The 12,575-nt window shown below is 58.4% G+C and carries 10 protein-coding genes; 5 read left to right on the top strand and 5 right to left on the bottom strand.

Annotated features, from left to right (window positions below; genetic code table 11):
• A partial coding sequence (gene istA, locus QOL82_RS28750) for an IS21 family transposase (protein ID WP_283445754.1) occupies nucleotides 1–1,153 on the bottom strand: 1,153 nt, incomplete at its 3' end.
• A 131-nt stretch (nucleotides 1,154–1,284) separates the two neighbouring features.
• Between istA and QOL82_RS28745 the strand changes: the two genes are divergently transcribed.
• From QOL82_RS28745 to bioB, 3 genes are all read left to right on the top strand, one after another.
• Nucleotides 1,285–2,667, top strand: a complete 1,383-nt coding sequence (locus QOL82_RS28745; protein ID WP_346772324.1) for a site-specific integrase — start codon at nucleotides 1,285–1,287, stop codon at nucleotides 2,665–2,667.
• Between the two features lie 36 nt (nucleotides 2,668–2,703).
• On the top strand, nucleotides 2,704–2,928 hold the full coding sequence (locus QOL82_RS28740) for a site-specific integrase (protein ID WP_430438570.1): 225 nt from the start codon (nucleotides 2,704–2,706) through the stop codon (nucleotides 2,926–2,928).
• A 243-nt stretch (nucleotides 2,929–3,171) separates the two neighbouring features.
• Entirely contained in the window at nucleotides 3,172–4,188 is a 1,017-nt protein-coding gene (bioB, locus tag QOL82_RS28735; protein WP_283445751.1) for a biotin synthase BioB, read from the top strand.
• 208 nt (nucleotides 4,189–4,396) lie between these two features.
• Here bioB and QOL82_RS28730 read toward each other — a convergent pair whose 3' ends face one another.
• Complete coding sequence (locus QOL82_RS28730) at nucleotides 4,397–4,939, bottom strand: acyloxyacyl hydrolase (protein WP_283445750.1); 543 nt, start codon at nucleotides 4,937–4,939, stop codon at nucleotides 4,397–4,399.
• A 258-nt stretch (nucleotides 4,940–5,197) separates the two neighbouring features.
• Here QOL82_RS28730 and QOL82_RS28725 point away from each other — a divergent pair, with 258 nt between their 5' ends.
• Together QOL82_RS28725 and QOL82_RS28720 are read left to right on the top strand one after the other, a co-directional pair.
• Nucleotides 5,198–6,136, top strand: coding sequence for a replication initiator protein A (locus QOL82_RS28725; protein WP_283445749.1), 939 nt, complete (start codon nucleotides 5,198–5,200; stop codon nucleotides 6,134–6,136).
• Nucleotides 6,137–6,208: 72 nt separating this feature from the next.
• Nucleotides 6,209–7,822 carry an ABC1 kinase family protein gene (locus QOL82_RS28720; RefSeq protein ID WP_283445748.1) on the top strand — a complete coding sequence of 538 codons (1,614 nt, stop codon included), beginning with the start codon at nucleotides 6,209–6,211 and terminating at the stop codon, nucleotides 7,820–7,822.
• A gap of 204 nt (nucleotides 7,823–8,026) precedes the next feature.
• Here the strand turns inward: QOL82_RS28720 and QOL82_RS28715 are convergent, their stop codons facing one another.
• From QOL82_RS28715 to QOL82_RS28705, 3 genes are read right to left on the bottom strand one after another with little or no spacing between them, the layout of a single operon-like run.
• Entirely contained in the window at nucleotides 8,027–9,145 is a 1,119-nt protein-coding gene (locus QOL82_RS28715; protein ID WP_283445747.1) for an IS5 family transposase, read from the bottom strand.
• Between the two features lie 32 nt (nucleotides 9,146–9,177).
• On the bottom strand, nucleotides 9,178–9,987 hold the full coding sequence (locus QOL82_RS28710) for an SDR family NAD(P)-dependent oxidoreductase (RefSeq protein WP_283445746.1): 810 nt from the start codon (nucleotides 9,985–9,987) through the stop codon (nucleotides 9,178–9,180).
• 10 nt (nucleotides 9,988–9,997) lie between these two features.
• Nucleotides 9,998–10,984: an aldo/keto reductase gene (locus QOL82_RS28705; protein ID WP_283445745.1), complete on the bottom strand. Its 987-nt coding sequence runs from the start codon at nucleotides 10,982–10,984 to the stop codon at nucleotides 9,998–10,000.
• Nucleotides 10,985–12,575: the final 1,591 nt, after the last annotated feature.

The following is a 12,575-nucleotide window of genomic DNA, read 5'->3' as shown; positions in this document are numbered from 1 at the left end:
GTTGCATGATTCGCTGCAGCAGCCGGTGGCCAGCCAGGACCGAGCGCTCGCGCCGACCTTCCAGCCGGGCATGGGTAGCAATCAGGGCGCCGTCCTCGAAGATGCGCACAGTATCTGGCGTGGTCTCCACCTCGAGCACCCGCTTCCTTGTGCCATCCGGGACGCTGTAGTAGTTGCCGCCAACGCTGATACAGCCTTCATGACTGACACGACGCTCGACGCGCAGTACCGCTTCAAAGCGGCCTGCCGGCAGGCTCTGCAGTTGCGGCTGCTCTTCCCGGAAGTGCTCCACGACGACGCGTCCAGTCGTGCCATGGCAGCGCACATTGGCCACTGTATCGAGCCAGTGGCGAAGCTGCCGGTTCATGTCATCGATGTCCTCGAAACTGCGTGCCATGAAGAAGTCGGCGCGGATATAGCGATAGGGGCGCTCGACCTTGCCCTTGGTCTTGGCTCGATACGCCTGGCAGGCACGCGGCAGGAAACCGTAGTGGGTCCCGCAAGCCAGCAGCTTGGCGTTGTAGACGATGCCTTCACCGGAGTCTGCTTCTCCCAGCACCGCCGTCTTCATGCGGTCGTACAGGATCTCGCGTGGCACACCCCCGAAATGGGCAAACGCTTCCATATGACAGCGCAGGACCGTTGGCAGGTCCTGGTGCAGAACGAACTGGCCCCACAGGTAACGGCTGTGGCCCAGCACCATGGCAAACAGCCAAACCCTGCGTACGGGCCCTTGATTGCCAAAGCAGACCTTGAACTCGGTAAAGTCGACTTGAGCCTGTTCGCCGGGCGGCGTTTCAAACCGCACTTCGAAGATAGGTGCCCGCGGCGGACGTACCGTGCGCAGGAAGTCATTAACTGCGGTGCGGCCACCCACGTAGCCCTGCCCACGGATCTCCCGTAGCAGCCGCTCGCCGCTCAATTCCGGCCAGGCGGTCACGCGCTCGCGCAAGTATGCTTCGTAAGGCTCGACTACCGTCGGCCGGGGGTGAAGCGGTTTGTACTGTGGCGTTGCCAGCCCCTCCCGGATGTACTTGCGCACCGTCTTGCGGTCATGCCCAGTGCGCTCGGCAATTGCCGAGACCGACAGGCCTTGCCTATGCAATTCGAGAATCATCATCCATTCCTTCAATTTGACCACTTGCTCTCCTATCGGCAATCGATATGCCGACATGGTGGAGCAAGCGAACCGCTGGTGCGAAATGCAGTTCGCGCCAGCTTGACCGTTCAAACTGGGGAAAATTCAACCGGCAGAAGTGGGGAGTATTGATCCGGCAGTGACAGCTGAAGTGGCTCGAAGAGCTGGCTGCACAGCCGCCTGGCGCCGGCGATCCCATCGCGTCCTGGATCAATCCGGACCTGGCGAAGCATCTGCAGGCCGCAGGGCTGTTCACGTTACGCGGGCTCGTCACGCACATCAACGGCATCGGCAAGCGCTGGCATGCCGCTGTGCCAGCCATAGGCACTGGCAAGGCCAGGCGCATCGAGGACTGGTTGCGCGAGCATGAAGCGACCATCGGCATGGCCCTGGGCAGCCATGTGTCCGTGGCCAGGTCAAAAGTACCGGGTCACCAGCTGGCGCGCGTGGTGCCGCGACAGACGGCGATTGTCCCCATCGACAAGCTGATCGTACCGAGCGAACTGGACGGCACCCAGGGCCGGTTCCGCGCGCCACGCGAGCATTGCATGATGCGCGCTGATAACGACTATGAAACTGTGCTCCTATGGATCAGCACCCGGCATGGCATGACGCCAGAGCAGAAGCGGGCAGTGCAGATCAAGCGTGGCATCGCGCCAGGCAGCCCGGAAGGCCCGCTGGACTGGCTGCGTTACCTGTCTCACACGCAGCGTTCCTATCTAAAGGAAGCCGAGCGGTTCATGCTGTGGGCGATTGTCCAGCATCGCAAGCCGCTATCATCCATGACGCTCGAGTATTGCCAGGCGTACCAGGCATTTCTTGCCGATCCGTCGCCATCGGATTTATGGTGCGCGCCGCGTGGCTGCGACAAGTGGTCGACCCTCTGGCGCCCATTCGAAGGGCCCCTGTCGCGCAGCGCCCAGGCCCACGCAATCCGCACCCTCAAATCGATGTACAAATTTTTGGTCGATCAGTGCTACCTGGTGGGCAATCCGTGGAACGGCGTCACCATGCCGAAGGCAACCCGCGTTGGCGTGGCACGCGGCCGCAGCTTCACGCAAGCGCAATGGGCCTTCATCGAGCAGCAGGCCGCGCAGCTGTCGGACCGCTCCGCAGACCGCAGACTGCGCTTTGCGCTGCACCTTTATTACGCGACAGGGATGCGGCTGATCGAAGGCGTACAGGCCCGTGTGGATGATCTGAAGTGGGCAAGCTACCCTGATCACGAGTCGGAGGAAGTCGTCGCCGGCTGGGAATTGAAGGTCATCGGCAAGGGTAACAAGGAACGTATTGTCCAGGTGTTGCAAGATGTGGTTGATGAACTATCGGGCTATCTCGTGTCGCGCGGTCTCGACCCTGATCCCGAGGCGCTATGTAACGGCGGCGCGTACCTGCTTGGCCAGGTGGTCGATGTTGCCAGTCGTGCGCCCTGGTCGCCTGGCGCGAAAGTGCCGGTGGATCCAAAAGCAGGCATCTCGCATGTCACGATGCACGAAGCCATCAAGCGCTTTTTCCAGCATTGTGCGTAGCAGCTTGCCGTTACCGATCCAAAGGGCGCCGAGCGGTTGGCAGCAGGTTCCACCCACTGGATGCGCCATACCTATGGGACGCACGCAGTCGCGGCCGGGATGCCACTGGATGTGGTGCAGCAGAACATGGGCCATGCGTCGCTGGACACGACCACAGGCTACACGACCACCGAGGAACGCCGCAGAATGAAGGCAGCGGAGGCGGCCTGGAAAAAGACGGCGCTCCAACTGGATACACCCTTGCCATCGACGTCTCTTTAGCGGTAGTAACGCGGACTCCAACTGGAGGCAATGTCAGATTTAAGCGAAATTTCAACCTGCCCAACGGTCCGCGGTCGGCCAGTAGGAGTCCTTGCTCAGCATTAGTTCGATGCCAGCTTCAGCCCTGTTCGCTGCCGGTTATGCGTATAAAATAAACGACTGTACTGCAACAAATTAGCCCATGCCTGCCTGCTGGGCTGGCCAGCGCCAGGTTGTGGCGCTTTTTAATAAAGGAAATTGCCTATGTCGTCCCAACCCATCGTCTTTCATGCCTGTTCCCAGACCATTTCCGCTGACACCTGGCCAGTCGACGCCGTACTGGCGCTGTTCGACATGCCGTTCGCCGACCTGATGCTGCGCGCGCAGCAGACCCATCGCCAGCACTTCGATCCGACAGAAGTCGAACTGGCCACGCTGCTGTCGATCAAGACCGGCGGCTGCCCGGAAGACTGTGGTTATTGCCCGCAGGCAGCCCGCTACGATACCGGCGTGACCGCGCAAAAGATCCTGCCGCTGGACACGGTACTGCAAGCCGCACGCGCCGCGCAGGCCGAAGGCGCAACCCGCTTCTGCATGGGCGCGGCCTGGCGCGAGCCCAAGGACCGCGACCTGGACAATGTCGAGGACATGGTGCGCGAAGTCAAGGCACTCGGCATGGAGACCTGCGTCACGCTGGGGATGCTGGCCGAGCACCAGGCTCAGCGGCTGAAGGATGCAGGGCTTGACTACTACAACCATAACCTTGACACGGCGCCCGAGTTTTATGAAAACATCATCAGCACCCGCGACTACCAGGACCGGCTCGATACCCTGGGCCGGGTACGCGGCGCCGGCATCAAGGTCTGCAGCGGCGGCATTGTCGGCATGGGCGAGACCCGGCTGCAGCGGGCCGGGTTGATTGCCCAGTTGGCGAACATGTCCCCTTATCCAGAGTCAGTGCCGATCAATCACCTGGTGCAAGTGCCCGGCACACCGCTGTATGGCCAGGAAGCGCTCGACCCGCTGGAGTTCGTGCGAACCATTGCGGTTGCGCGCATCACGATGCCGAAAGCCCGGGTGCGCTTGTCGGCCGGTCGCCGCCAGCTTGGGGATGCGGTGCAGGCGATGTGTTTCATGGCCGGCGCCAATTCCATCTTCTACGGCGACAAACTGCTCACGACCGGCAACCCTGAGGTCGAAGAGGACCGCGCGCTGCTGGCGCGGCTTGGGCTCAAGGCAAGAAATGCGCACAGCGACGCGCGCTGTGAAGTCATCCAATAAGGCCTGTGATGCGGTCTTGCCGGGCTTAAATTTAATAGAAAGGGTCTGATATGCTCGGGCAGCGCTTCAATTTCCTCCCATGCTATGTGCCTATTTCATGGTGCGGGAGTAACTTTATGGTTGTGTTTTCTCCATCAAATTTACGCTCGCTGGCGACTGTATTAGTCGGCCATGAAAGTGACTAACTTATTTGTTGCTAAGTCTCAAGTCAGAATGGATAGGTGAATCGGACCATCGTAAAATTGACTCCGTTATTAGGCTTTTTAATGCTCCCGTTCGAAAAATGCTGATAAAGCAGGCCCAGATCAGTGCCGTTGCCAAAAACGTATCCGATACCGATGTGATCTCCGAACTGAAAGACAGTCGAAAGTCGACGACCCGCATTGTCATATACTTCTGATAAAAGATGCGCCCCTATTCCCGCTTCTCCGTACCATCCAGTAAACTTGTCTGATTGCCATCGAAAGACCGGGGTGAACCCCACATCTGCTATATGCTTATTTCGGTTCATATTCTGATACCGCTCGAGCCGCCAATAAGCAAACGTCACATCCCAGTACCCGGTGATGTGCGTGCCGTTCGACTGCCACCACTTGCTATCCCATTTCCATTGCATGCCGGCGCGGGCCATCTTAGTACTGTTCCCTGTTGCAAATGCAGCAGAGACCGAATCAACTGCATGTGCTCCAAGCGGTGCGATGGCAATGACCGCCGTAGCGGCCATCAACGGGATGCGGAAATTAAATTTCATGATCGGGCTGATATATATATCGCTGTTAAAGAATAATATGGTCAGAATTTCGACATTGCTTTAGATCTTGCTGTGACACTATGTAGATACAGTTACGGTAGGCCTCTTCCTTAAACTCTCTATTATGGGGCACTAAAACTCAATCTTGAATCACTGAAATCCTGAATCCGGGTTCGATAAAACACCCGCTCCACTTGACACTGATCATTGAAACCCGCGAATATCACCTTATGGTAACCGAAAATCCATGACAACCTGATGCTTAAACGATACCCGCAACGGAGGCTATTCATCTACGACGTCGCCGACGAGATCATCAAGGATATTATGGCGCAGTTGGTTCAGCGGTTCCATCTGCTGTCGAAGAAACAGCACACAACGGTCCAGTGCTATCAAAACAACGGATCCTGGATCGATAGCGAGCCAAGCGTAAAAGGAGGCGCATTCATCTGCGGCAAGGATATTCCGATGTGCTGCATTTCGCAGCTCGTAGCGAAGAAGAACCCGGGCGAGCCGATCACGAAGCACGTCCGCATGAGATCGCGCGACTTGCTCGAGTTCACTATTTGCGGCACGGTCCGCAAGGAATACGGCGCCCTTTGTAGGATGGTGGATCGTCTCGACGGAACCCGCATCTGCCACGGCAAAGAGGAGCAGTTCAACACCTTCGGCCTCAGCCGTGGAGCGGCGGTCGCCTGCAAGTTCGGCCTGGATGCCTGCCTGGTATCGTGGGAGGGCATGCTGTCGGATACGGTCTTTAACTCAGTGAGCGTAGACAACTACCCGACGCTGTCTTTCGATTATTTCCGATTGCGAAAGCCACTGGAACGTCGCGTCTGCAACATCGCAGGCAAGCATTGCGCCCCGAGAGCACAGGCGCGTGCTCGGCGTCGAAATGCATTACAAAAAATCGGGATCGAAAAGCCCGCTCAATCAAATTCGATATCCATTGAAGGACTTTATCGAGAAAATCATTTTTCCGACGACCCGGTCGAACTGGACGTCGAAGCCGATATGGTGACCTTCAGAAGCCGCGCTGCGGCGACCGGCCCTGCTAGCTTCCAAGTTATAGAAGGAAGGTTTCCAGCACCCCGAGCAGACACCTACCACGACGCGCGCATATACGATCACGATGCGCTGTTTGACGTAAGCTTCCTCTTCGGCGTCGGCTGCTTTACTTCGGAGACAGCGACGTGACCAGCGCGCTGAGACCGAAGATGCGGCCGGCTTCCGGAGAGGTCGCATTGCCCGTCGCAAGACGAAAAAACCGTGGCTGATCCGACTCCGGTCGACGGGCCCGAAGCCGCTGCGCTCAAGGAGAGCGAACGGTTCGCGCAGATCCTGGTTCTGTTTGGGCGCCATGGCCTGAAGGGCGTGTCTGCCAGGCTCGGCCTCGGACCCGACCGAGACGAGCCGCTCGACAGCGCCCGACCGGAGGCAGTCGTCGCGCTGCTCACTGACATTGGCCCCGTTGCGGTCAAGTTCGGACAGATCCTGGCGATGCGCAGCGATCTCCTCGCTCCGGAGTGGATTGCAGCGCTCTACAAGTTGCAGGACCGGGTTCCACCGCTTCCTTTCGAAACGACGCGGCCACTGATCGAAGACGCCATTGGCGGACCGATTGAGAGCTTTTTCTCCCGTTTCGACGAGAAGGCGATCGCTGCCGGGTCCATAGCGCAAGTCCACGCCGCGACGTTGCTCGACGGCCGAGACGTCATCGTCAAGGTCCGCCGTCCAGGGATTGAGCGAATCGTCGACGCCGACCTCCGGATTTTGCGGCGCCTGGCCCGGATCGCAGAGCGCCGCATTCCGGAAATCGCGCGGCTGAAGCCGGACGAGCTACTGCGCTACTTCGCCGAAAGCCTTGATCGCGAAATGGATCTCGGAGCGGAAGCGCGCGCAAGCAATGCGATCGGAGCCTTTCTCAAGGATATCGGCGTTCGAACCGCCCGGTTCGACTGGGAACTTTCCGGCAGGCGGGTAAACATCCAGGAGCGGCTTCGCGGCATTCCGGCGAGCGACCTGGAGGCGGCGCGCCGGAGCCATCTCGATCTCACCGCACTGGCCAGCACCTACGCACAGGCGGTGCTGCGGATGATCGTTATAAACGGTCAATTTCATGCTGATCCGCATCCTGGGAACGTGTTTTTCCTGGACGACGGAATGCTCGGTCTCATCGACTTCGGGGCAGTCGGGACGCTCCTGCCTAAGCGCCGCGAGGAACTGGTGCGGCTCGGCCTCGCGATCGCGTCGCAGGACACGAGCGGAGTGGTCGACATTCTCATGCTCTGGGCAGGGGATCCCGACGTCGACCGGTTCAGGCTGGAAGAGGCTCTGGCCGAGCTGATTGACCGCTTCAGCAACGTCCTGCTCGAGCAGATCGACCTTAGCGATATCTTCCAGCGGGTCTTTGCGCTACTGCGTGAGTTTCATCTCACCCTTCCGCCCGATCTGGCGCTGGTGCTGCGGACGCTGCTCACGGCCGAGGGTTTTGTTCGACGTATAGATCCCCAGTTCGACATCGCTCGCGAACTGGCGCCACTTGCCAAGGCTTTGATGCGGGAGCGGACCCGCCCGGCACGACTGCGCAGCGAAGCCGGCAAGCTGCTTGCAGCGCTGGGAAGAGCTGCGCTGTCGACCCCCAGCCTCATCGGGCAGATCGAGAAGGTGGCCCGAACCGGTTTGATCACGGTCAGCATTGCACCCAAAGACCTTAAGCGGCTACGCGGTGACACGCGCGGCAGCAGAACAAATCCTCAGCTTTATCCCGCCGCGCTCGCCATCTGCGCCGCGATTGTCTTTTCCTCCGAGCCGCTGCTGGCGGCGCTTCTAGCGCTGCTTTCCGTGGTGCTGGCCATTGCCGACTGGTTAAGGCAGAGATGACGGCGATATCCGGTAGCCTGCACTATCAAAAGCATGAACGCATGGCGCGCGTCACCTTTGATCTGATTTAGGGCTACGCTGAACAAGCCTTCTTTTCCGGTGAGACTGGCCTATATGGCTGGATCCAAATAAAGGGACGGTTTCAGTGTCTTGTTTATAGCCCTTACGGCCAGTTACTCCAGGCTTTTCAGCCTGCTTTGCCCACTATGGGCGTACTGGTGCCATGAGCCTATGGCGTGTCAGGTAAATATCAGCCAACGCCAGCGCCGTGAGGGCCCGGCTGGCATTCTTGGCCAAGCCGCGATAGCGCACCTTGGTAAAACCCCACAGTCGCTTGACCACGGCAAACACGTGTTCTACCCATGCCCGGATTTTGGACTTGTTGCGCTTCTTTGCCCGTTTTGCTTCGTCGACCTGGCCAGCTCTGCGTACACGCTCGTTCGTAAAATCTTTTGCCTTTGGCGCCTTGCCCTGAATCAGTTCCTTCTGGCTGGCATAGGCGCTGTCGCCGTAGACGCGTCGCTCCTGCCCATGCAGCAGATGCGGCAACGGGTGCTTGTCATGGATATTGGCCGGCGTCACCACAGCGCTGTGCGTCAGGCCGCTCTGGCGGTCCACACCGATATGCAGCTTCATGCCGAAATACCACTGCTGGCCTTTCCTGGTCTGATGCATCTCAGGATCACGCTGCCGGTCGGCGTTCTTGGTCGAACTGGGCGCGGCAATGATCGTCGCATCGACAATCGTGCCGGTCTTGAGCGTCATGCCATTACCCTGCAGTACACGGCCCACTTCCGCAAACGGACGCTCGGCCAGTTTGTGCTGTTCCAGCAGGCGGCGAAATTTGAGCGTCGTGGTTGCATCCGGCACCGCTTCGCATCCCAGATCGATACGGGCAAAGCGTCGCAGACTGGCACTGTCGTAGAGCGTGTTGACCCATATCGCTGTTGCAGAAATACGTTTCGCTGCGCGCTCGATCTTTTGCAAAATTGAATCAGCGGTTGCGACCCATTGGAAAGGCGAGACATCCGCGTTATACCGCTTAATGAACAGTTCGATTTGCTGCTCGAGTTCGCGTACGCTGATAAAAGAATTGCGCCGAATTGCACGCCTCGTGATCAGTGCAAACCATCGCTCGACTTGATTGAGCCACGAACTGTACGTTGGTGTGAAGTGGAGGTGAAAGCGGGGATGCCGAGCCAGCCATGTTTTCACTTTGGCGTACTTATGCGGGGTGTAATTGTCGACGATCAGGTGCAGATCGAGTTCAGCTGGCGTCTGCTTGTCGATCTGGCGCAGGAAATCAAGTACGAACTGCGCCATGCTGGCTGCGCTGCAGGACATAGGCTGTGCCGTCAGCCCCGGCTCCAGCCAGCCTCCTCCAGCGCCTGCACTGGGTCATCGGGACTCCATCGGTTTGCGACGAGTCTGCGGCCGCTGATGCCGTTTGCCTCAGGAGAAGCCAGCCACAACAGTGGCGGCACAACGATATCCGCAGGCAACAGGGTGGCGCGCAGGTCCTGCGGCAGCCCCGGCGGAATCATGCCGGTGTTAGTCGCGCCTCCGGGCAGCAAGGCATTGACCGTGACGCCACTGCCTTCCAGGTCCTGCGCCCAGATCACGGTCTCGGATTCCAGCGCTGCCTTCGACGGACCGTAGGGCGAAAAGCCGCGGCGGCGCATCGTATCGTGGTTCATCGACATGTTGACGATGCGGCCCCACCCGCCAGCAAGCATGTGCGGCACCGCAGCACGTGCCATCAGGAACGGGCCGTTCACATTCGCCTCGATGATCATGCGCCAGATGTCGGGCTCGACTTCCCAGAAGCGGGTCGGTTCGGCGAGAAAGCGCTCGCTCACATATTTCATGCCCCGTCCGGCATTATTAATCAGGATGTCGAGACGGCCCCAGCGTGACAGCGCCATCGCGACCACGCGGGCGCAATCTGCGGGCTGGCCGACATCGGCCAACATTGGCAGTACGCGCTCCTCGCCGGACGCGGCGCGCGCCTCGAAAGCGACTCGCTCAATCTCTTCGCTTTGCCTGGCCGCCGTTACAATCACGCTGGCCCCGGCGCTGGCTAATGCCAGCGCCATCGCGCGGCCCATGCCGCGTCCGCCACCGGTAACAACGGCAACGCGGCCAGCAAGTTGCTGCGCATCCATAGGTCGGGCCTCAGCCATTTAACGCCTGCATCTGAGGCGCGGCATAGCGCTCGCCTGCGGCGGCACCCGGTGGCAGAATGCGGTCGATGCGCTGTAGGTCTTCGGCAGTAAGCTCTACATTCAATGCGCCGGCATTGTCCTCAAGATTACGCCTGCGCTTGCTGCCTGGAATCGGCACGAGGTCTTCACCCTGCGCCAGCACCCAGGCGAGCGCAAGCTGCGCCGCGCTGCATCCCTTTTCCTGGGCCATGCGTTCGACTTCACTGACAAGGTCGAGGTTGCGCTGAAAGTTCTCGCCTGAAAAGCGTGGCGAATTGCGCCGATAGTCGACCGCCGGCAAGTCCTCAATGCGTTTGATCTGGCCGGTGAGAAAGCCACGCCCCAGCGGACTGTAAGCGACATAGCCAATGCCCAGCTCGCGTACCGTCGGCAGGATCGTTTCCTCGGAATCACGGCTCCACAGTGAATACTCGGTCTGCAATACACTAATAGGATGTACCGCGTGCGCGCGACGTATCGTCGCTGGCGCAGCTTCGGACATGCCGAGATAGCGGACCTTCCCTGCCTTTACCAATTCGGCCATCGCATCAATGGTTTCCTCGATCGGCACGCTAGGATCGACCCGGTGCTGATAATAGAGATCGATATGGTCCACGCCCAGACGACTCAGGGAGGCATCGCAAGCCTCTCGAACATATTCTGCATCGCCGCGAATCCCGAGGAATTCTCCATTTGGTCCCCGTACATTGCCGAACTTCGTTCCAAGAATCACTTCATCACGCCGCTCGCGGATTGCCTGGCCGACCAGTATTTCGTTGGTGAATGGGCCGTACATGTCGGCGGTGTCGATGAAGTTGACACCAAGTTCAAGCGAACGGTGGATTGTCGCGATCGATTCGGCTTCATCACCCTGTCCATAGAACTCGGACATACCCATGCAGCCAAGGCCAAGCGCCGAAACTTCCAGTCCCTGTTGCCCTAATTTGCGTTTTTGCATTCTTTTTCCTCTTATCTTATTGCATCTTCAATGTGGCTTCGTACGGCGAAGGCCATGCGCCCGTGCTCTTCTAAGATAGACTTGCGACGCTCCAGTTCCCGCGAGCGAGGGAGAGCGCTAGAATGGCGACGTTGGTCTGGACAGAAATCGTTGGGTTCTAGCTGGCGCCTTGCCAAGAGTTGGCGTTATTTATTCCCTGCGCTGGCCGTAGCATGGCCGGCCGGTGGTTAGCGTAAAACGCATCTCGGGTGTCGTGCCGTCAAGTGGGCTGTGGGCTGAGAGGTCGCATTTTTTCTAGCGCTGAGGCATACCCCGTACGTTCATGACAGCAGCTGAACTGCAGGTTTGCCGCTGAGCTGAAAAATCAAGGTACGAGCTGAAGTACTGGCCGCAACAGGATTTCTTCTACTAACACGTTGGCCGGCTGAGCAAACGCGTACACGGGGGCTCGGGCCATGTCCTCCGCGCTCAGTGCATCGAGCTTTTAACGGCGTTCTTTCATCGTTTCGCTGACATTTTGGCCAAACTCAGTCCAGCCAGATCCCGGCCCATTGGGCCCACACGCAGATCCGGTCGGGGCCTAGTTTCCTAAAGCCTAAAGAAAAAACCCGCAATCGATATCGATGCGGGTTTCCCTGTCTTCTCTCTTCTCAGCGCAAGGCATGGATTTTTGTGCGTGGATAGTGATCGAAAAATGCAACCATGTCCACATTGCAGTGCAGCATGAAGAAACAAAAGAAAACCCACTGTAATAGTCAAAGCGGGTTTAAGCCATTCCTGGAAATGGCGGGAGGAGTCAAATTTCATATTAGGCTCCATACATGCCGTAGGAAAGTCAGCGAAACGCCTCAATCCTTGTAGGATTACCCTGTCAGTGATCGACCATAGAAAAAGTCGCTGCAGGCGGACCTTTAGTCAGCTTGCAGAAAAGATACGTACCTAGTGGGCAGAAGGCGCATGCCTAAACGGTTATAACGTGCTCGAAGTTCAATATAGAACGATGAAAGTCGAACTGGGCGGATTTCATCAAGCAGAGAGGAAAAACTGCGTGGCAAGCCTGGAGATTGGTCGAATGTTAGCCATCGCACGGAACTGCCAGATGGCACGCATGCACAATAGTCACCATCTTTTTTCGGATATAGCCCGAGGGTACGGCCGGCACAGTGCGCCGGAGAGTGGGCCGGTTCTTTCACGTCGATCTGAAATCACGGTGGAAAGAGGGAGGGCGAAATCCTAAAGGACTTAGACTGCGCAGATCCGCATGATTGTCTGCACGTGGTATCGAACTGGCGGGCGACCTGTGCATCGGCGTCCTTTGAGCCAGCAGTCGCAGCACCTCGTTTTTCTGCACCTCTGTCAGCGTCGAAGGGCACCCGAACTTTCTTGCCTTTCGCCTTGGCTCGCCTGATTTCGCAGTTCGTGCGCTCGATGAGCAGATCACGCTCAAATTCCGCAACCGCATAGACAAAGGGGCAAGCAATCGCGGCGTTACGCTATAAGGGCACCTCGAAAAACCGCTGCGGGTCTGGCAAAATGTGGGCGCCTCGAACTTGACGTAAATTTTCATGATCAAGACCAGTCTGTTTGCCGA

Source organism: Noviherbaspirillum suwonense (assembly GCF_900182955.1).
GTDB classification, from domain to species: Bacteria; Pseudomonadota; Gammaproteobacteria; order Burkholderiales; family Burkholderiaceae_D; genus Noviherbaspirillum_A; species Noviherbaspirillum_A suwonense.
Note: the sequence above shows the minus strand (reverse complement) of the source record. Positions and strands in the feature narration are given on the sequence as shown.